The organism is Janthinobacterium pasteuri, from assembly GCF_051380775.1.
GTDB lineage: Bacteria > Pseudomonadota > Gammaproteobacteria > Burkholderiales > Burkholderiaceae_D > Janthinobacterium.
This window is the reverse complement of the sequence record NZ_JBNYXS010000039.1, coordinates 13,800-32,173: the sequence shown is the minus strand read 5'-3', so window position 1 is coordinate 32,173 and position 18,374 is coordinate 13,800. Positions and strand designations below refer to the sequence as shown.

Here is an 18,374-nt window from a genome sequence, read left to right as displayed (position 1 = left end):
CGAATTATCTGGGTTGGCGCTGGATACTCGACGCCGGACGCATCCGCTCCCCAGAAACATTGTTGAAGGCAACCATGGGAGAGTTCCCACACCTTACGGTGACATAGCCTTTTTTTAATGCCGTGCTTGTTGCCTTGCCATCATTGTCCTAAGCTGGTTGTTCGTGTTTGTCAAAACAACCATCAAGGAGAACATCATGGCGTATGTCGATGGATTTGTGGTGCCCGTACCGAAAGCCAAGCTCGATGCTTACCTGGCCATGTCGCGCGCCTGCGGCGCCGTCTGGCGCGAATATGGCGCGCTGGAATTTCGCGAATGCGTGGGCGACGATGTCAAACCCGGAAAGCTGACTTCGTTCCCGCAGGCGGTGGACTTGCAGGATGGCGAAGTGGTGGTGTTTTCATGGATCGTGTTCGAATCGCGCGCCAGGCGCGATGAAATCAACGACAAGGTCATGAAAGACCCGCGCCTGGCCGAGATGATGGACCCGGCCAAGCTGCCGTTCGATGGCAAGCGGATGATATACGGCGGCTACGAAATGCAGGTAGATATCTAGCGGCTGAAACAGTCCATGGCGGCGTTGCAATGCCTCGCCGTGCAGTTTGCACTGCCTTCGGCAATGCGCCTTGCCCTGAACGGTTTCAGGAGTCCATGGCGGCGTTGCAATGCCTCGTCGTGCAGTTTGCACTGCCTTCGGCACTGCGCCTTGCCCTGAACGGTTTCAGGCGGTAGCGATAATATGTGCCGGCATCGCCCCGCGCAACGCATTGCACACGACAATCGCCTCGGCCTGCGCCAGCATGCCGCGCGTGATGATGGTTTCCTGCGCGTTCCAGGCGGGATCGGCCAGCATGGCCGCGCGCTGCACTCCGGGCAGCAGGCCGCAGGACAGGGGCGGCGTGTGCCAGCGGCCGTCGAGTCGGATGAAAACATTGCTGCGCCCGCCTTCCGTCAGCTCACCCCGCTCGTTAAAGAACAGCATGTCGAAACCGCCTTGCGCCTCGGCCGCGCGCCAGGCCGCGTCGTAGCGTGCGCGCACGCTGCTCTTGTGGCGCAGGAACAGGTCGTTCGCCCTCGTGGCGTCAGGTGCCAGCATGACATTGACTGTGGCTGGCAGAGGCGTCAGCGTGCCGCTTTGCAGCGTAAACTGGCCATCCTGGCGCAGCGCCAGGCGCAGGCGAAATGGCGCATCGTCCGGCCGCTGTGCGCAGGCCGTCTGCAGCGCCGCGCGGGCAGCGTCTGCATCCCAGGCAAAACCGAAGTAGGCGCAGGAGGTGGCCAGGCGTGCCAGGTGGCGTTCCTGCAGGCGGCAGCCACCGGCGCGGCTGGCGTGCAGGGTCTCGAACAGTTCGAAGTCGTTGCTCAGCCCCGTCAGGAAGCGGGCCTTGAGCTGGCACTCCGCAAATTCCTCTTGCGGATCGCTGTCGAGCACGATGCCGGCACCCACGCCCATTTCGCCGCGCCGTATACTGCCAGCGCCAGGGCCAGCCGGTTGCAGGGCCAGCGTGCGGATCGGCACGGACATGCAGAAGTCGCCCACCGCGTGGGCAGCGCCGGCGGCCGGCGGATCGAACCAGCCGATGGCACCCGTGTAGATGCCGCGCGGCGCCCCTTCCAGTTCGGCGATGATTTCCATGGTGCGCCGTTTCGGCGCGCCCGTGATCGAACCGCATGGATACAAGGCCTGGAAGATGTCGGCCAGGCTGGCGTCTCCGCGCAGGCGCGCTTGTACGGTGGAGGTCATTTGCAGCACGCTGCTGTAGCGCGTCACCTCGAACAGGGCCGGTACCTTGACGGAGCCCGTGGCGGCGATGCGGCCGATGTCGTTGCGCAGCAGGTCGACGATCATCAGGTTTTCCGCACGGTTCTTCGGATCATTGGCCAGGGCGGCGGCGCGGCGCGCGTTTTCTGCCACTTGATCCGCAGGGGCGGCCGGCGACGTGCCTTTCATGGGGCGCGCCGTCAACTCGCCTTGCGCATGGCGTACGAACAGCTCCGGCGACAGCGACAGCAGGGCGCCGCCATCGGGCAGCATCACCAGCGCGCCGTAGGGTACGGGCTGGCGCGCGCGCAGCCGCGCATACAGGGCCACGGGCGAACCAAAGGCGTCGAAACGCAAACGATACGTGTAGTTGACCTGGTAGGTGTCGCCGGCCACGATGTAGTCGTGGATGTGGTGCAGCGCGCGCGTGAATTCGGCCTGATCCACATTCGCGCGGATGCCGGCGATGCCTGCCGGCGTTGCCGTCGCCGGCGTCTGATCGGCCAGCCACTGCAACACCTCGTCCTGCGACAGCGGAGTACATTGTTCAAAGACGAGCACTTGCGCCAGCGGCGGCGCATCGATGCCGGCCGGGCGCGGCGGCATGGCCAGCAAGTGCGCCCCCAGCTCGTAGCTGCATACGCTGACGGCATACTGGCCGCGTTTTAAAGCCGCTTGCAGCCCTTCGAGCAGGGCTGGCCACCCGTCACCCTCGGTGCACTGCAAGACCGCCGCCAGGCCCGTGTACAGGCGCGAACCGGCGCCTGGTGTGCTGGCGTCGTCGAGCAGGGCGAAACAGTCGGTATGCATGGGGACAGCCGCAACGGTGACTTACCCCAGCAGCATGGCGATTTGCAGCGCCGCTTCCTGGGATGGATTGATCTTGAAGCCGCTCTTGGCGTAGCGGTGCCAGCGCCCGATAACGAAGCTGACGATCAGCGTAGCGCGCGCCGCCACTTCGCTTTCCTTGCCATGGCCTTCGGCGGCGGCCACGCGCAAGGCCTGCTTGAGCGCCAGTTCCACGCGGTCGTAGAACTGGTTCATGCGTACTTGCAGGCGCTCGTCTTCATTGACCAGCGCATCGCCGATCAGCACGCGCGTCATGCCCGGATTGCTGATGGCGAAATTGAGCAGCATGCCGACGATGTCGCGCGTCTGCGTCATGCCGTCGCTGTGCTTTTCCGCGATCTGGTTGATCAGGCCGAAGACGCTCGACTCGATGAACTCGATCAGTCCTTCGAACATTTGCGCCTTGCTGGCGAAATGGCGGTACAGGGCCGCTTCCGAGACGGCCAGTCTGGCGGCCAGTGCGGCAGTGGTGATCTTTTCGCCTTTCGGCTGCTCCAGCATTGCGGCGAGGGCCTGAAGAATTTGTAGCCTGCGTTGGCCCGGCGGTGTGCTTGCCATATTTTCTCTTGTCGTTAAAAAAAATGCTGCCTTGATGGGGAGGTCCGTCACCGCCGCTAGCGGTGCGGCTTCCGGCGTCAACCGGAAGCTCAGGAGTCCCCTTCAACGCAGACGGTGAAGGCGGCGTGCCAAATGCCGGACAGATTTTACTTTGACATCGACGTAAGCGGGGCGATTTAACGCTCTGGGCAGCTTTGCCACGCCGATCGGATCGGCCATTTTCAGGTATTGCGTGATCCAGGCCGTGCGCAGGCCCAGTTTTTTCGCACCCTTCAGGTTGGCGAGGGTGTCTTCCACCAGGATGCAACGGCCAGGGCGGATCTGGTGCTTGCGCATCAGTTTGCGCAGCATCAGGGTCGATGGCTTGGGTCGCAGCTGGCGGTGCACATGCATCGCCTCAATGGCGATATGCTGCGCAAAGTGCTGGCGCAGGCCCAGGTGGCGCATCACGTCGCTCGAATAGCGCAGCGGCGCGTTGGTGAGTAAAATTTTACGGCCAGGCAGGCGTTTGAGTAAAGCCCCCAGTCCCCGCTCGGCGCGTATCATGGCGCGCAAATCGTCGAAGGTATGCGTCTCGTGCAAAAAATGCGCTGCCTGCACCTGATGGTGCTTGACCATGCCCAGCAAGGTGGCGCCGTAGCGGCGCCAGTAGGCCGCGCGCGCCGCATTGACGATCGCGTCGTCGGCCGGCGTCACGCCGTCGCCCAGTACGCGGGCAATATACGTGTTCATATTGGCCGTGATGGTGGGGAAAATGGCATGCGAAGCATTGTGCAGCGTGTTGTCGAGGTCAAACAGCCACACCGGCGACGAGCGGTTAAGATGGGACACAGGCACGAGAGTCTTTGCTAGCGAGAGAAGATGAAAAATTCAACAATCAGGAAAACCATGCGACGCCAGATTATAGTGATGTTTTGCGGATTATTCTTGCTGCCGTTGCAGGCGGCCTTGGCGGAAGCGCCGCCCGTGGCGCAAAACCGGGGCGCCCTGTTCAAGGTGCAGGACGCCAGCCACACCCTGTATGTGTTCGGCACCATCCACGTTGGCGCACCCGATTTTTATCCGTTGGAGCCGACCGTGACACAGGCATTGGAAGGCGCCGGGGCGCTGGCGCTGGAGATTGATCCGGGCGCCGATCCGCGCGCCGCCCTGGGCGCCGTGCTGAAATACGGCATGGAGGCGCCTGGCAGCAAGGTAGCGATTGACTGCCGCCAGACCCTGGCGCCTCGCCTGGCGCCGCTGTTGCAAAAATACGGTATAGCGCCCGAAGCGGTGGCGCCAATGAAGCCGTGGATGCTGGCCAGCATGCTGGCCATCGGCGAATTTTCCACGCTCGGCTACCGCTCCGACCTGGCGGTCGATAATTATCTGTCGCAGCAGGCCAGGGCGCGCAAGATCCCCGTGGTGGAACTTGAATCGATGGAAGGCCAGATGGCGCTGTTTGGCGCCATGTCGCCCCTCGACCAGTGCCGCTTCCTGGAAGACAGCGTGGCGTCGATCGAAGACCAGGAACAAAGCCAGGAAGCGCGCGAGATCGCCAACGCCTGGCGCACGGCCGATGCGGTGGCCTTCGACAAGCTGGCGGCAAAGGCCGCGCAAGACCCGTCGTTCGCCGCGCAGTTCGTACAAAAAGTGCTGCTCGATGGCCGCAACCCGGCCCTGGCCGACGGCATCGCGAAACTGCTGGCGCGCGAAAAGCACAGCCTGGCCGCCATCGGCGTGCTGCACCTGGTCGGAACGAAAAGCGTGCCGGATTTGTTGCGTCAAAAGGGCTTGAAGGTCGAGCGGGTGTATTGAAACGCGGAGTAGATGCGGGCTGGAAGACAGCAGAGCAGATGGAAAAGTGTTCAGGGCAAGGCGCCGAGCCGAAGACAGTACGCATGGTCGGCGAGGCGAGGCAACGCAGCCATGGACATTTTTCAGATACGGGGATAAATCGATGGTGCCCTTGACGTGGATCGAACACGTGGCCTCTCCCTTACCAAGGGAGTGCTCTACCACTGAGCTACAAGGGCAAATTAAAAGCGGCGCCAGGTGATCTGCGCCGCCAAACTACTCGCTGTGATGCATTGCGATTTTTTTAGTGCGAACGGATCATAGTACCAAAAGCCTGCTCGGTCAACACTTCCAGCAATAATGAGTGTTCGATGCGGCCATCGATGATGTGTACCGTGTTCACGCCGGACTTGGCGGCGTCGAGCGCGGAGGAGATCTTTGGCAGCATGCCGCCCGAGATCGTGCCATCGGCGAACATCTCGTCGATTTCACGCGCGGACAGGTCGGTCACCAGGTTGCCCTGCTTGTCCTGGACGCCGGCGATGTTGGTCATCATGATCAGCTTTTCCGCTTTCAGGATTTCCGCGATCTTGCCCGCCACGACGTCGGCGTTGATGTTGTAGGCCTGGCCATCCTGGCCGAAACCGATCGGCGAGATGATGGGGATGAAGGCGTCGTCCTGCAGTGCCTTGACGACGGCAGGGTTGATCGCATCGATCTCGCCGACAAAGCCGATGTCGAGGAATTCGCCCGGATGTTCGCGGTCCGGCATCTGCATCTTGCGCGCGCGGATCAAGCCGCCATCCTTGCCCGTCAGGCCGACAGCCTGGCCGCCGTAATGGTTGATCAGCATGACGATATCCTGCTGCACTTCGCCGCCCAGCACCCACTCCACCACTTCCATGGTTTCTTCATCGGTGATGCGCATGCCTTGCACGAAGGTACCTTGCTTGCCGATTTTTTTCAGCGCGTTGTCGATCTGCGGTCCGCCGCCGTGCACCACGACCGGGTTCATGCCGACCAGCTTGAGCAGGATGACGTCGCGCGCGAAGCCGTGCTTCAGGCGTTCGTCCGTCATGGCATTGCCACCGTATTTGATGACGATGGTCTTGCCATGGAAATTGCGAATGTAGGGAAGGGCCTCGGCCAGAATCTGCGCCTTGATTTGCGGCGACACCGCCGTCAAGTCGTCATTCATGTCCAGGTTCAAGTTAGCTAGTTGATTCATGGCGAGTCCGGAAAATAGATTGGTGAGATTTTACAGGGAAGACGAAAATCTTGGAGGCATTATAGGGCGATCTTGTTGTATTTTCCCTGATGATCCTATAGTCTGGTCCGATATGTCTCCCAGCCAGCCCTTTTACTGCCAGTTACATCTGCATCGCACCCCGATGCAGCATGACACACACTTGCCAATTCAGACACAGCCATGAGCGAATGCACTCTGTGTGGCGCCACTTTCCAGTGTGGCCAGACTGACCCGCAGGCCAGCGGACCATGCTGGTGCATGGCCGTGCCGCCCGCCATGCCCGTGCCAGGCAGTCGCGCCATCGGCTGCTGGTGCCCGGCATGCCTGCAAGCGCATATCGCGACCCTGACACCCCCTGTAAAAGCCATCACGTCGGCCAAATAAGCGCCTCTGTATAAATTGCTTTGCAATAAACCTTGCATTCCGTAGGGGAATACGTTCAGACTTCGATTTTCAAGAATTTCTGACAGGAAAGTCATGCGCTTCAGGGATATCCGCATCGGCGTGCGCATCAATGCCGGTTATGCCATTTTGATCGTGCTGATGCTGGTCGTCATTGTCCTGGCGGGCAGCCGCATCTATGCCATCCGCGCAGAGACCGACGATATCCTGCAGCGCGACTGGGTCGCCGCCAAGGCCACCAGCAAGATCCATGGGCTGGCGCGCGAGGCGGCCACGCGCATCGGCAACCTGCCGAACCAGCACGAGCTGGCGCGGCGCCAGGAGAATCAGGCGCGCCTGGAAGCGATCAAGCAAGGCATCGACGAGCAGGTGCGCATCCTCGATGGTCTCGATGCGCGGCCCGAGGAACGGCGCCTGCTGGAGCAGATGCACCTTGCACGCGCCGACTACTATGTTTCGCTCAAGGCGATGTTCGAACTGGTCGAGCGCGGCGAGGATGCCCGCGCCGAGCAGGCCATGCAGACGCAGACCTTGCCGGTGCTGGAAAAGGTGCTGCTATATGTGGGCCAGCTCGATGACTTGCAGCAGCAACAGATACGCGACAGCGCGGCCAGGATACGCAACGACATCGATACATCGCTGATCCTGATGGGTGGCATCGGGCTGGCAGCCCTGTTGATCGGCCTGGCTTTTGCCTGGTCTGCGCGTTCGATCACGCGTCCGCTGGGCGAGGCGGTGGCGATCGCCACGCGCGTGGCCAACGGCGACTTCAGTTCCGTCATCGAAGTGACGTCGCGCGATGAAACGGGTGAATTGCTGCAGGCGCTGAAAAACATGAGTACCAACCTGGCCGTCGAGCAGGATCTGCGCCATGCCGTCGAAGTGGCAGAAGATGCGACCAAGATGAAGTCGGACTTCCTGGCCAATATGTCGCACGAGATCCGCACGCCGATGAACGGCATCATCGGCATGACCCACCTGGCGCTGCAGACCGAGCTTACGTCGACTCAGCGCAACTACCTGGAGAAGGTGGAGTCGGCGTCGAAGAACCTGCTGGCCATCATCGACGACATCCTCGATTTCTCGAAGATCGAAGCGGGCAAGATGGCCTTTGAAAAAGTCGATTTTTTCCTCGAGGACGTGCTGGCGCAGATCGCCGACCTATCCGTGATGCGGGCCCAGGACAAGGGGCTCGAACTGCTGTTCGACATCGGCCCCGACGTGCCGAACGCATTGCAGGGCGATCCGCTGCGCCTCGGCCAGGTGCTGATCAACCTGACCAACAATGCCATCAAATTCACGGACAAGGGCGAGATCGTTGTCACCATCCGCCTGCAGCAGATCGAAGAACACGCAGCGGTGCTGCGCGTCGACGTGCGCGACACGGGCATCGGCCTGACGCCGCCCCAACGCAGCAAGTTGTTCCAGGCCTTTACCCAGGCCGACACGTCGACCACGCGCCACCATGGCGGCACTGGCCTGGGACTGACCATCAGCAAGCGCCTGGTGGAAATGATGGAGGGCGAGATTGACCTGGTCAGCGAAGCGGGTGTAGGCAGTACCTTTTTCTTCACGGCCCGCTTCGGCCTGGCCGCCGTGCCGCGCGACAGCTTGCCGCAGTTACAGCATCAACAGCAGTTCCAGGGCCTGCGCGTGCTGGTGGTTGACGACAACCCCAGCGCGCGTGAAATTTTCGTCAGCATGCTGACGGCGCTGGGCTTCGAAGCGCGTGCCGTGTTTGGCGGCGTGCTGGCCATCGGCGCCGTGGCGCAGGCGCGCGCCGAGGGGCGCCCGTACGGCCTGGTGCTGATGGACTGGAAAATGCCGGGCATGAACGGCCTCGATACCCTGGCCGGCATCCGTGCTGATGCCGCCGGCATCGATGCGACACCGGCCTGCATCATGGTTACGGCCTTCCATCGCGAAGCGCTGCTGGAGGCCGCGCGCCAGCGGGACTTGCCGCTCGACGGCGTATTGAACAAGCCGGTCAGCGCCTCGACCCTGCTCGACCAGATATCGTTCGTGTTTGGCGGCGTCACGGGGCAGAGTCGCAAGACGCAGCGCCAGAGCAGCTACCGCGAAGACGAACGCGCCCTGCGCGGTGCCTGGCTACTGCTGGTGGAGGATAATGAAGTGAACCAGGAAGTGGCGCAGCATATTCTCAACGATGCCGGCATCCGTGTCGATATCGCCAGCAATGGTGCCATCGCGCTGGCGAAGATCGAGGAAAACGCCTATGACGGCGTGCTGATGGATTGCCAGATGCCTGTGATGGATGGCTACCAGGCCACCCGCAAGCTGCGTCAGGATCCCCGTTATTCGAATTTGCCCGTGATCGCCATGACGGCCAATGCCATGGTCGGCGACAAGGAAAAATGCCTGGACGCCGGCATGAACGATTTCATCGCCAAGCCGATCGACGTGGCGCAGCTGTTCGGTACCCTGGCGCGCTGGATCGCGCCGGCCACGCCGCAGGAAATGACGGCGGTGGTGGCGCAGCCGGAAGCGGAACTACCCGTGATCGCCGGTCTGAAAATGGCGGAGGCCATGCGGCGCGTGGGCGGCAATGCCACTTTGATGCGAAAATTGCTGGACCGTTTTGTGGAAACCCAGTTCGATGCCATGCAGCGCATCGTCGCCGCCATCGAGAACAATCAGCTCGAGACGGCAATCCGCGAAGCGCATACCCTGAAGGGCCTGGCCGGCAATATCGGCGCCGGTGGCCTGGCCGACAGCGCGGCGCGGGTCGAGCACCTGCTCAGCCTGGGCTCGCATGACGGCTTGCCGCAGGCGCTGGCCGCCTGCACCCAGGCGCTCGATGAACTGGTGCCGAAGATCGTGCTGGCCATGCAGTCGCGCAGCAATGTGGCCGAGCCGGGCAACGCCGTGGTGGCACCGGTGGACCGGGCATACCTGGAGACGGGCTTGCGCGAACTGTCGCAACTGCTGCAGCAGGACGACGCGCAGGCCGTCAAGCATCTCGACGGCATCGGTCCCGTGCTGGTCGCGGCCGGGCAGGCGGAACATGCGCGCCAGTTGAAGCGTATGCTGGGACAATACGATTTCGAAGGTGCGCTGGCGCAGCTGGGCGAGGTGGCCGATGCGCTGGAGCTGACACTGTGACAAGGATAACTATGCAGAACGAAGGACGGGCATGAGAGCGCCGGCAAGCAAGCCAACCATCCTGGTAGTCGACGACACGCCAGACAATATCGACCTGTTGCGCGCGGTACTGGAAGACGATTACCGGACCAAGATCGCCGTCAATGGCGAGCGCGCCCTGAAGATCGCCGCCGGCAGCGACCAGCCCGACCTGATCCTGCTCGACATCATGATGCCGGGCATGAGCGGCTACGATGTGTGCCGCGCTCTGAAGGCCGATCCCGCCACGGCCGGCATACCCGTGATTTTTGTGACCGCCATGAGCGAGGTGGCCGACGAGCAGCTGGGCCTGGCCCTGGGCGCCGTCGATTACATCACCAAGCCCATTTCGGCGCCCATCGTGCTGGCGCGCATCAGGACGCAGCTGGCGATGAAGCAGATGCAGGATTTCTTGCGCGACCAGAACCAGTACCTGGAAACGGAAGTGGAGCGCCGCGTGCAGGAAGTCAAGGCGCTGCAGGACGTCACCATTCACGCCATGGCCTCGCTGGCCGAGACGCGCGACAGCGAGACGGGCAACCATATCCGCCGCACCTCGCATTATCTGAAGGCGCTGGCCGAGAAAGTACGCGGCCAGCCGCGTTTCCGCGATTTTTTGACGGACAAGAATATCGAACTGCTGTTCAAGACGGCGCCGCTGCATGACATTGGCAAGGTGGGCATCCCCGACCATATCCTGCTCAAGCCGGGGCGTTTCGAGCCACACGAAATGGCCATCATGAAGACGCACACCACATTGGGGCGCGACGCCATCCTGGCGGCCGAACACGAGCTGGGCATCGAAGTCGATTTCCTCAAGTACGCGAAAGAGATCGCCTACAGCCACCATGAAAAATGGGATGGCAGCGGTTACCCGCTAGGGCTCGCAGGCGAAGACATCCCGATTTCGGCGCGCCTGATGGCGCTGGCCGACGTCTATGACGCCCTGATCAGCCGGCGCATTTACAAGCAGGGCATGGACCATGCGCAGGCCGTGCAGATCATCATCGAGGGGCGCGGTTCGCACTTCGACGCCGAGATCGTCGACGCCTTCCTGGAGATCCAGGACCAGTTCATCGCCATCTCCAACCGCTATGCCGATGGCGTGTGCGAGATCGCCGACAAGCAGCGGCAGATCGCGCCATACACCGAAAACATCAGCTGAAGGATTAGCTGACGGTCTTGAAGAAGCGCAGCATCTCCCGGCTGGCGTCCGGCCCTTTTCCGTCCGTGTAACTGCCGCTGCCGCTGCCGCCGGACCAGGCATGACCTGCGCCGTGGATGACCCAGTGTTCGCCCAGCGTCGAGCCATCGGCCTGGCTGTGCGTGGTGCGCGTGTAGCGGTGGCCATTCGGTACGCTGCCATCCGTGGAAGCCGCCCTGGCAGTGTTGCCGCCCGCCTGGCTGCGTACGCCCTGGGCAATCAGTTCATCGCCATTGCGCGGGTTGACGGTGGTGTCGCGGTCGCCATGGAAGACGATAATGGGCACTCCCCCCGCCGACGCCTTGCGCTGGGCATTGGGCATGGCGCCGCCCTTCATGGCGGCCAGCGCCGACGGCAAGTCCTGCGCCGAGGCGAATGGCAGGCCCGAATGCACGCCGACGGCTGCAAACAGATCCGGGTACAAGGTGCCGACAATGACGGCCATGGCGCCACCTGCCGACAGGCCGGCGACGAATACTTCGCGTTCATTCACCGGGTAGTCGTCGATGACTTGCCGCGCGATGCCGGCGATCAGCGACGGTTCGCCCTGGTCGCGCTGCTGGTCGATGGCATTGAACCAGTTCCAGCAGCGCGAACTGTTGGCACCCTGCGTCTGCGCCGGATAGACGACAAAACATTCCTTTTCTTCGGCCAGCGCATTCATCTGCGTGCCGGCCGCGAAATCGTCGGGATTTTGCGTGCAGCCGTGCAGCATCACGATCAGCGGCATGGCCTGGCCGTGATAGCTGCTGGGGATATACAGTTTGTACGAACGCGTGCCCGCATGGTTGCGGTACACGCCGTCGATGAACTGCGCGCCAGCGGGTATTTCCGCAGGAGCGGTGGCCGGGGCGTTGAAACCGGGGGTGTGAAAATTCGGCAGTTCGAAGCTGGGCATGTCGAAGCCGTGCTGGACCAGGCCGGCGGGCACGCCCAGGCGCGCCATGAAATCCTGTGCGAAATCCTGCGCCGCCTGCGCGGGCGTGGGCGGCACCGCGTCAGCTTGCGGCGCCTCAGCCCGGGCCTGCGCCGGTGGTGGCGCAGGTGGTGGATTAATATCGCGCATCGGCTGCGGTGGCGGCGCTTGCGTGGCTGCTGCCTTCGGCGCCAGACCAGCGGCAGACAGCGCCTGCTGGATGGCTTCGGTGGCGGCGGCGGGACCTTGGCCCATCAGATTGCGGGTTGCGGCGCGCATGTGCGCCAACATATTGAGAGGTAGTTTCATGACCATCCTTAACGGTGCCGCGCATCGGCCGGGTCATCGCCGCGAACCAATACGCTAGTGAATTCGCCCTGCGAGCGCCGTCTTCACGACAGTGCTGGCATGCAGGGCACCTAATACGAAAATCGACTCGATGGTGGCCAGTGCCAGTTCCACGGAGACGTCGCTGGCGATGCTGGCCAGTCCCAGCACCTGTATCTGCAGGCGCTGGCCGGCTGCCTGGATCGCTTCCAGGTCGGCGCGCGAGTAATGCTGCATGCCCAATACCAGGCTTTTACGGGCGACGGTTTGTTTCACCACGTCGGCGTGGATACCCAGCTGGTTGCGTATGGCCGTACGGATCAGATCCGTGCGGTTGGAATAAAATCCCTCCTGGACCAGCAGATCGATCTGCCCCAGGTCGATCAAACCGAGGTTGATCGTGATCTTTTCTGATTCCCCAATTTTGGGCTTGCTGTCTTGCTTGGCCATATCTCTCCAAAAACTCCACGTGGCATCCAATTGCCATCTGCATGGATGGTAGTATAGTTGTGAAATATCTCAAGTCAAGCAGGATCTGGCCTGATCGTGTTTTAGGACGGATCCCCGCAGAGTGAAAACAAGGCTTAAAATAAATGTGCAGCGTATGCCTTTTTGATCATTATTTCGCTTGAAAATATATTCAAAGGAGCATTGCATGCCGACGCCATCGCCTCGCCGGCACGGTTTCGCGGCATAATGCAAGCCTTCACGTTTAACGATGCCGCTCCATGATGGTCGCTACCCCACCTCCGCCAGCCGTTCCGCCCCCTTTGCCGTCACCGGTGCCGTCGCCCTGTGTCAGCCTGTGTAAAATGAACCGCAACAGTGGCTTGTGCGAAGGCTGCTTGCGTACGCTCGACGAGATCATCGCCTGGAGCAAGGCCGACGACGACTTCAAGCGCGCCGTATGGGCCGAATTGCCGGGACGCGAATCTTTGCTCGACTTCGAGTCCGATTACTGAGGAAGCCCATGCCGCGATCGCCAGCGCTGTTCCCCGATGCCATTCAGGTGTTCGAACGCGGCTGGCTGTCGTCGAATAACATCCTGTTCAAGGGCAACGATGACACGGCCCTGATCGACAGCGGCTATGTCACGCATGCGCCGCAAACACTGGCCCTGCTGCGCCATAGCTTGCAAGGGCGACCGCTGGACCGCTTGTTCAACACCCATCTGCACTCCGACCATTGCGGCGGCAACGCGCTGCTGCAAGCCGAATATGGCTGCCAGACGGCCATTCCCGTGTCGGAAGCGGAGAAGGTGCGAGCGTGGGATGTCGATGCCCTGAGTTTCCAGGCCACGGGTCAGCAATGCCCGCGCTTCGGCTTTGACGCCACCGTCTCTCCCGGCGACACCTTGACCCTGGCCGACCTGCGCTGGCAGGCACTGGGCGCACCCGGTCACGATCCGCACTCGCTGATTTTTTACTGCGCCGACGAGGGCATCCTGATCTCCGCCGACGCCCTGTGGGAAAACGGCTTTGGCGTGATCTTCCCCGAACTCGATGGCGGCTCCGGCTTTCTTGAAGCGCGCGCCACGCTGGACCTGATCGCCAGCCTCGACGTGCGCGTGGTCATTCCCGGCCACGGACGACCGTTCCAGGACACCGCCGGCGCCCTGCAGCGCGCTTATTCGCGTCTCGACTACCTGTCGTCCGACCCCGTGCGCAATGCGCAGAATGCCGTCAAGGTGCTGCTGAAATTTTTGCTGCTGGAGCGTCAGCGCATCGCCATCGCCGCAATACCAGCCCTGTTGCGCGGCATGCCCATCTTCGAAGAGGCCAACCGGCGCTTCCTGCACCAGGAGGCGGCCGCGCTGGCCGAGTGGGCCGTTGCGCAACTGGTGAGGGCGACAGCGGCACGGGTCGAGGGTGAGTACTTGCTTAACGAGGGCTGAAACGGCCAGGTGATAAATTCAGCACGACCGTACTTTTTTTGCACTATAATCAACGTTCAGTGTGTCTCTCATCCCGATCAACTTTCCAGCGAGTCCGCCATGGCATTGCCTGTTGCGTTGCAAAACCTTTCCTTACCCGTTATCGCCTCGCCGATGTTCATCGCCAGCGGCCCGGCCCTCGTCGCGGCGCAGTGCAAGGCCGGCATCGTCGGTTCCTTCCCGGCCCTGAATGCGCGTCCCGCCGAATTGCTCGACACCTGGCTCACCGAGCTGCAGGCCGAGCTGGCCGCCTTCCAGGCCGCCAATCCGGACAAGAAAGTGGGGCCGATCGCCGTCAACCAGATCGTGCACCAGTCGAACGACCGCCTGGCGCATGACGTGGAAGTGTGCGTGAAACACCGGATTCCCATCATCATTTCCTCGCTGCGCGCGCCGCCCAAGGAAATGCTCGACGCCATCCACAGCTATGGCGGTATCGTGTTGCATGACGTGATCTCGATCCGCCACGCGAAAAAGGCGCTGGAGGCGGGTGTCGACGGCTTGATCCTGGTGGCCAGCGGCGCTGGCGGCCATGCTGGCACCCTGTCGCCGTTCGCGCTGGTGGGCGAAGTGCGCAAATTCTTTGACGGTCCGCTGGCGCTGTCGGGCTCCATCGCCACGGGCGACGCCGTGCTGGCCGCGCAAGCCATGGGCGCCGACTTTGCCTACATCGGCTCGCGCTGGCTGGCGACCAAGGAATCGAACGTCAGCGATGGCTACCGCGACGCCATCGTCGAATCCGCAGCCTCGGACATCGTCTACACGAACCTGTTTACGGGCGTGCACGGCAATTACCTGAAAAAATCGATCGTCGCGGCCGGACTCGATCCGGAAGCCTTGCCCGAAGCGGACAAGAGTTCGATGAATTTTGGCTCCGGCAGCGCCAAGGCCTGGCGCGACATCTGGGGCGCTGGCCAGGGCGTGGGCTTGATGGATGATGTGCCGAGCGTAGAAGAGATGGTGGCGCGCCTGAAGGCTGAATACGATGCGGCGCGCGCGCGGCTGAAGCTGTAAAACGTGAAGGCTGGGGTCAGACCCGGCGGGTCTGACCCCGGAATAAGCCATCTTGCAAGATGGCTTATTCCTGCTTCAAATCCTCGGGCTTGATGGCCCACAGGCCTGGCAGGTTGCGCCAGTAGCCGTATGCATCCATGCCGAAGCCGACGACGAAGCGGTTCGGGATCACCAGGCCGACGATGTCCGCCTGCACGGGTTTTTTCTTGCCAATGGCTTTGTCGGCAAACACGGCCAGGATCACTTCCGAGGCGCCCATGTCCAGCAAGCGCTGCTTGACGTGCGCCAGGGTTTCGCCTTCGTCGAGAATATCGTCGAGCACGATGACGGTGCGGCCCGCCACGTTCGAACGTGGGATGACTTTCCACACCACTTCGCCACCCTTGTCGTCGTCGCCGTAGCGGCTCACATGGATGTAGTCGAATTCGAGCGGGAAGCTCAGTTGCGGCAGCAGGTTGCCCGTAAAGACGACGGCGCCGCCCATCACGCCCAGCACCAGCGGGAACTCTTTCGAGTCCTCGGCGTTGAAGCGCGTGTTGAGTACATCGGCCATGCGCGTGATCGACGCCTGCACGGTATCTTGGTCGAACAGCAGTTCCGCGTTCTTGATCAGATCACGGGCACGGTTGTGATGAAATTCTTGCATGGACTCTTGCATGGCGATGAGTAGGGCTGATGGTCAATGCCGGTATTATCCCGCAATTTCGCCTTATTTGTAATCGCGCATATCGTCGATGATCTTGCCGTCCTGCGCCAGACTGCCCACGGCCACCAGCACCACGTCGCCGCGCAGCTTGGTCAGTTCGCGGATCGAGCCGATGATGGCTTCCACGTCGCTGGCGTCAAGCGGATCGTCGACTTCGCAATGCAAAGCCATCTCGTCGTTGGCCATGCGGCCTGACACCACCAGCCGCGCCTTTTTGATTTGCGGATGGCGGCGCGCGATTTCATGCACCTGCGACGGATGCACGAACATGGCGCGCACCTTGGTGGTTTGATCCGCGCGTCCCATCCAGCCTTTGATACGCGTATTCGTGCGCCCGCACGGTGAGTCTGGCGTATCGACCAGCACGGCGGACAGATCGCCCGTGGCGAAGCGGATCAGCGGGTAGTCGTCATTGAAGACGGTGACGACGACTTCGCCCACTTCACCCGGTGCGACGGGAATGCCGCTGCCCGGATGGACGATTTCGAGCAGCACGTTTTCATCAACGACCATGCCCGGATTGCGCTTGCCATTGCTGGCCGTTTCATAGGCGATGCTGCCGATATCGGCCGAGGCATAGGTCTGGAACACGTGCGGCACGCCATTCTCGGCAAACCAGCTGCGCAAGGATTCGGGCAAGGCTTCCGCGCCCATCAGGGCCTTGGTGACGCTGCTGATGTCGGCGCCCATCTCGCGCGCCTTTTCGATGATCAGTTTCAGGAATGACGGCGTGCCGATGTAGGTGTCCGGCTTCAGGTCGACCATCGCCTGCACCTGCATTTCCGTCTGGCCGATGCCGGCCGGGATGACGGTACAGCCGATGCGTGCGGCGCCCCCTTCGACCATGAAGGCGGCCGGCGTGAAATGATACGAAAAACAGTTCTGCAGCAGGCCGCCGGCGCGCACGCCGGCCGCATACATGGGCCGAGCGAAGCGCCACCAGTCCGGGCCGCGGCCTTCCGGATCGAAGATGGGCCCGGGCGAGACATACACGCGTGCCATGGCGTTTTTCGGCGTCGTATTCAAGCCGCCGAACGGCAAGGCATCGTGCTGCAACTGCTTGAGGTCGGACTTGCGCGTCACGGGCAGCTGCGCCAGCGCGGCGCGGCTGGTGATGTCGGCCGCGTTGACGCCGTCGAGGATGCGGGCCCAGCCCGGCGCCTTTTGCGCGCGCGCGATCAGCTGCGGCAGGCCGTCCATCAATTCGCGTTCGCGCGCTTCGGGGGCGCGTGCTTCCAGACTGTCGAGCGTATCGGTCATGTTGCTGATTCTCCAATGTCACGTTGCATTTTTTTCGTCAGCCCCGCAAAAATCAGGCTGTATGAGCGCTGCAGCAGGGTGGCCATTTCGTCGTCGTCCAGCGCGTCGGGGCTGGCGATATGCACCCACTTGGCCCGCGCCAGGTAGGGCGCCGGGCGAAAACCGGGGCGGTCCGTCAATTCCAGGAAGCGTTCCGCATCGACCTTGAAGCTCATGCCGCGCGTGCTGTGTGCTTCTGCGCCGCACAGCGCGAACAGCCGGCCACCGACGCAAAACGCCAGCACGTTCGTCCATTTGATGTCTTCTGTCGCGCCGGGAAAGGCGCGGCACACCTGCCTGGCGCGTTCCAGGTCCATGACGGCCGCTCCCGTGTCAGGCCAGCCAGCGCTTGCGGCGGCGGTAGAACTTCATGTCGCGGAAGCTCTTGCGTCCGGCGCTGGACACGCCCAGATAAAACTCTTTGACGTCTTCGTTGCTGGCCAGTTCCTGGGCTTGCCCTTCCATCACGACGCGGCCGTTTTCCAGGATGTAGCCGAAGTCGGCGTAGCGCAGTGCCACGTTGGTGTTCTGTTCGGCCAGCAGGAAAGACACGTTTTCCTTGTGGTTCAAATCCTTGACGATGCCAAAGATCTCTTCGACGATCTGCGGCGCGATGCCCATCGAGGGTTCATCCAATAAAATCATCGAGGGCTTGGCCATCAGCGCGCGGCCGATGGCGCACATCTGCTGCTCGCCGCCCGAGGTATAGCCGGCCTGGCTGCTGCGCCGCGTTTTCAGGCGCGGAAAGTAGTGGTAGACCTTTTCCAGCGCGTCTTTCAACTCGCCGCGCGACAGGCTGCGCGTGTAGGCGCCCGTCAGGAGGTTTTCCTCGATGGTGAGGTGGCCGAAACAGTGGCGTCCTTCCATCACTTGCGACAGGCCCCGTTTCACCAGTTCATTCGGCGTCAATTGATCCACGCGCTCGCCCTTGAACTGGACTTCTCCTTTGGTGACGTCGCCGCGCTCGCCGCGCAGCAGGGTCGAGATGGTTTTCAGGGTGGTTGACTTGCCGGCGCCGTTGGCGCCCAGGAGCGCCACGATCTTGCCTTGCGGCACTTGCAACGACACGCCCTTCAGGACCAGGATCACGTGGTCGTAGATGACTTCGATATTGTTCACCGACAGGTAGGGCGGTGGCGTTTCCGCCTTGATCGGGGATTGCGTGGCAGTGTGGGTCATGGCTGCTTCTTTAAAATGTTAAACACGGGACCGGCGGTGGCCGGTCCGGTTCCTCTCGC

At 62.1% G+C, this 18,374-nt stretch carries 18 protein-coding genes, 1 tRNA gene and 1 pseudogene; 9 read left to right on the top strand and 11 right to left on the bottom strand.

Going from position 1 to position 18,374, the window contains the following annotated elements:
- Nucleotides 1-107, top strand: a pseudogene (locus tag ACQ4WN_RS25310) (IS1595 family transposase); the annotation flags it as partial.
- 89 nt (nucleotides 108-196) lie between these two features.
- Nucleotides 197-556, top strand: a complete 360-nt coding sequence (locus tag ACQ4WN_RS25305) for a DUF1428 domain-containing protein (RefSeq protein WP_436553992.1) — start codon at nucleotides 197-199, stop codon at nucleotides 554-556.
- A 165-nt stretch (nucleotides 557-721) separates the two neighbouring features.
- On the opposite strand, the gene pabB is transcribed toward ACQ4WN_RS25305, so the two are convergent.
- From pabB to ACQ4WN_RS25290, 3 genes are all read right to left on the bottom strand, one after another.
- Complete coding sequence (gene pabB, locus ACQ4WN_RS25300; RefSeq protein WP_436553991.1) at nucleotides 722-2,572, bottom strand: aminodeoxychorismate synthase component I; 1,851 nt, start codon at nucleotides 2,570-2,572, stop codon at nucleotides 722-724.
- Nucleotides 2,573-2,593: 21 nt separating this feature from the next.
- Nucleotides 2,594-3,169, bottom strand: a complete 576-nt coding sequence (gene slmA / locus ACQ4WN_RS25295) for a nucleoid occlusion factor SlmA (protein WP_086144344.1) — start codon at nucleotides 3,167-3,169, stop codon at nucleotides 2,594-2,596.
- Between the two features lie 102 nt (nucleotides 3,170-3,271).
- Complete coding sequence (locus tag ACQ4WN_RS25290; protein WP_436553990.1) at nucleotides 3,272-4,006, bottom strand: pyrimidine 5'-nucleotidase; 735 nt, start codon at nucleotides 4,004-4,006, stop codon at nucleotides 3,272-3,274.
- Between the two features lie 90 nt (nucleotides 4,007-4,096).
- Between ACQ4WN_RS25290 and ACQ4WN_RS25285 the strand changes: the two genes are divergently transcribed.
- Nucleotides 4,097-4,966, top strand: coding sequence for a TraB/GumN family protein (locus tag ACQ4WN_RS25285; RefSeq protein ID WP_436553989.1), 870 nt, complete (start codon nucleotides 4,097-4,099; stop codon nucleotides 4,964-4,966).
- Between the two features lie 143 nt (nucleotides 4,967-5,109).
- On the opposite strand, the gene ACQ4WN_RS25280 is transcribed toward ACQ4WN_RS25285, so the two are convergent.
- Together ACQ4WN_RS25280 and argB are read right to left on the bottom strand one after the other, a co-directional pair.
- Nucleotides 5,110-5,184 (bottom strand) — tRNA-Thr (locus tag ACQ4WN_RS25280).
- A gap of 65 nt (nucleotides 5,185-5,249) precedes the next feature.
- A complete protein-coding gene (gene argB, locus ACQ4WN_RS25275) occupies nucleotides 5,250-6,143 on the bottom strand; it encodes an acetylglutamate kinase (RefSeq protein ID WP_010393729.1) in 894 nt (297 codons plus the stop codon).
- Between the two features lie 231 nt (nucleotides 6,144-6,374).
- On the opposite strand from argB, the gene ACQ4WN_RS25270 reads away from it, so the two are divergent.
- The 3 genes from ACQ4WN_RS25270 to ACQ4WN_RS25260 all read left to right on the top strand — a co-directional run bounded on the left by ACQ4WN_RS25270 (nucleotide 6,375) and on the right by ACQ4WN_RS25260 (nucleotide 10,902).
- Nucleotides 6,375-6,578: a cysteine-rich CWC family protein gene (locus tag ACQ4WN_RS25270; protein ID WP_436553988.1), complete on the top strand. Its 204-nt coding sequence runs from the start codon at nucleotides 6,375-6,377 to the stop codon at nucleotides 6,576-6,578.
- Between the two features lie 93 nt (nucleotides 6,579-6,671).
- Complete coding sequence (locus tag ACQ4WN_RS25265) at nucleotides 6,672-9,719, top strand: response regulator (protein WP_436553987.1); 3,048 nt, start codon at nucleotides 6,672-6,674, stop codon at nucleotides 9,717-9,719.
- 31 nt (nucleotides 9,720-9,750) lie between these two features.
- The gene (locus ACQ4WN_RS25260) at nucleotides 9,751-10,902 is read left to right on the top strand and encodes a response regulator (RefSeq protein WP_436553986.1); all 1,152 of its coding nucleotides are present in this window, start codon (nucleotides 9,751-9,753) and stop codon (nucleotides 10,900-10,902) included.
- 4 nt (nucleotides 10,903-10,906) lie between these two features.
- Here ACQ4WN_RS25260 and ACQ4WN_RS25255 read toward each other — a convergent pair whose 3' ends face one another.
- Entirely contained in the window at nucleotides 10,907-12,166 is a 1,260-nt protein-coding gene (locus ACQ4WN_RS25255; RefSeq protein WP_436553985.1) for an extracellular catalytic domain type 1 short-chain-length polyhydroxyalkanoate depolymerase, read from the bottom strand.
- Nucleotides 12,167-12,220: 54 nt separating this feature from the next.
- Nucleotides 12,221-12,634, bottom strand: coding sequence for a CopG family transcriptional regulator (locus ACQ4WN_RS25250; protein WP_034783786.1), 414 nt, complete (start codon nucleotides 12,632-12,634; stop codon nucleotides 12,221-12,223).
- Between the two features lie 362 nt (nucleotides 12,635-12,996).
- On the opposite strand from ACQ4WN_RS25250, the gene ACQ4WN_RS25245 reads away from it, so the two are divergent.
- The 3 genes from ACQ4WN_RS25245 to ACQ4WN_RS25235 all read left to right on the top strand — a co-directional run bounded on the left by ACQ4WN_RS25245 (nucleotide 12,997) and on the right by ACQ4WN_RS25235 (nucleotide 15,131).
- A complete protein-coding gene (locus tag ACQ4WN_RS25245) occupies nucleotides 12,997-13,146 on the top strand; it encodes a DUF1289 domain-containing protein (RefSeq protein ID WP_436553984.1) in 150 nt (49 codons plus the stop codon).
- Between the two features lie 8 nt (nucleotides 13,147-13,154).
- Complete coding sequence (locus tag ACQ4WN_RS25240) at nucleotides 13,155-14,078, top strand: MBL fold metallo-hydrolase (RefSeq protein ID WP_436553983.1); 924 nt, start codon at nucleotides 13,155-13,157, stop codon at nucleotides 14,076-14,078.
- 99 nt (nucleotides 14,079-14,177) lie between these two features.
- Entirely contained in the window at nucleotides 14,178-15,131 is a 954-nt protein-coding gene (locus ACQ4WN_RS25235) for an NAD(P)H-dependent flavin oxidoreductase (RefSeq protein WP_099761116.1), read from the top strand.
- A 64-nt stretch (nucleotides 15,132-15,195) separates the two neighbouring features.
- Here ACQ4WN_RS25235 and ACQ4WN_RS25230 read toward each other — a convergent pair whose 3' ends face one another.
- The 4 genes from ACQ4WN_RS25230 to ACQ4WN_RS25215 form a co-directional block, all read right to left on the bottom strand.
- Nucleotides 15,196-15,777, bottom strand: coding sequence for a hypoxanthine-guanine phosphoribosyltransferase (locus tag ACQ4WN_RS25230; protein ID WP_035823544.1), 582 nt, complete (start codon nucleotides 15,775-15,777; stop codon nucleotides 15,196-15,198).
- 63 nt (nucleotides 15,778-15,840) lie between these two features.
- On the bottom strand, nucleotides 15,841-17,097 hold the full coding sequence (locus tag ACQ4WN_RS25225; RefSeq protein WP_436553982.1) for a phenylacetate--CoA ligase family protein: 1,257 nt from the start codon (nucleotides 17,095-17,097) through the stop codon (nucleotides 15,841-15,843).
- Nucleotides 17,094-17,453 (bottom strand): MmcQ/YjbR family DNA-binding protein, encoded by a 360-nt coding sequence (locus tag ACQ4WN_RS25220; RefSeq protein ID WP_436553981.1) that lies wholly within the window; start codon nucleotides 17,451-17,453, stop codon nucleotides 17,094-17,096. The genes ACQ4WN_RS25225 and ACQ4WN_RS25220 overlap by 4 nt, the downstream gene beginning before the upstream one ends.
- A gap of 16 nt (nucleotides 17,454-17,469) precedes the next feature.
- Nucleotides 17,470-18,315, bottom strand: coding sequence for an ABC transporter ATP-binding protein (locus ACQ4WN_RS25215; protein WP_436504854.1), 846 nt, complete (start codon nucleotides 18,313-18,315; stop codon nucleotides 17,470-17,472).
- Between the last annotated feature and the right edge of the window lie 59 nt (nucleotides 18,316-18,374).

Bases quoted from the DNA above. Each gene is read 5' to 3' on its own strand.
- ACQ4WN_RS25250 (WP_034783786.1), bottom strand. From the start codon at position 12,634: ATGGCCAAGCAAGACAGCAAGCCCAAAATTGGGGAATCAGAAAAGATC.
- ACQ4WN_RS25305 (WP_436553992.1), top strand. From the start codon at position 197: ATGGCGTATGTCGATGGATTTGTGGTGCCCGTACCGAAAGCCAAGCTC.
- ACQ4WN_RS25215 (WP_436504854.1), bottom strand. From the start codon at position 18,315: ATGACCCACACTGCCACGCAATCCCCGATCAAGGCGGAAACGCCACCG.
- ACQ4WN_RS25240 (WP_436553983.1), top strand. From the start codon at position 13,155: ATGCCGCGATCGCCAGCGCTGTTCCCCGATGCCATTCAGGTGTTCGAA.
- pabB (WP_436553991.1), bottom strand. From the start codon at position 2,572: ATGCATACCGACTGTTTCGCCCTGCTCGACGACGCCAGCACACCAGGC.
- ACQ4WN_RS25265 (WP_436553987.1), top strand. From the start codon at position 6,672: ATGCGCTTCAGGGATATCCGCATCGGCGTGCGCATCAATGCCGGTTAT.
- ACQ4WN_RS25255 (WP_436553985.1), bottom strand. From the start codon at position 12,166: ATGAAACTACCTCTCAATATGTTGGCGCACATGCGCGCCGCAACCCGC.
- argB (WP_010393729.1), bottom strand. From the start codon at position 6,143: ATGAATGACGACTTGACGGCGGTGTCGCCGCAAATCAAGGCGCAGATT.
- ACQ4WN_RS25245 (WP_436553984.1), top strand. From the start codon at position 12,997: ATGAACCGCAACAGTGGCTTGTGCGAAGGCTGCTTGCGTACGCTCGAC.
- ACQ4WN_RS25230 (WP_035823544.1), bottom strand. From the start codon at position 15,777: ATGCAAGAATTTCATCACAACCGTGCCCGTGATCTGATCAAGAACGCG.
- ACQ4WN_RS25260 (WP_436553986.1), top strand. From the start codon at position 9,751: ATGAGAGCGCCGGCAAGCAAGCCAACCATCCTGGTAGTCGACGACACG.
- ACQ4WN_RS25270 (WP_436553988.1), top strand. From the start codon at position 6,375: ATGAGCGAATGCACTCTGTGTGGCGCCACTTTCCAGTGTGGCCAGACT.
- ACQ4WN_RS25225 (WP_436553982.1), bottom strand. From the start codon at position 17,097: ATGACCGATACGCTCGACAGTCTGGAAGCACGCGCCCCCGAAGCGCGC.
- slmA (WP_086144344.1), bottom strand. From the start codon at position 3,169: ATGGCAAGCACACCGCCGGGCCAACGCAGGCTACAAATTCTTCAGGCC.
- ACQ4WN_RS25235 (WP_099761116.1), top strand. From the start codon at position 14,178: ATGGCATTGCCTGTTGCGTTGCAAAACCTTTCCTTACCCGTTATCGCC.
- ACQ4WN_RS25220 (WP_436553981.1), bottom strand. From the start codon at position 17,453: ATGGACCTGGAACGCGCCAGGCAGGTGTGCCGCGCCTTTCCCGGCGCG.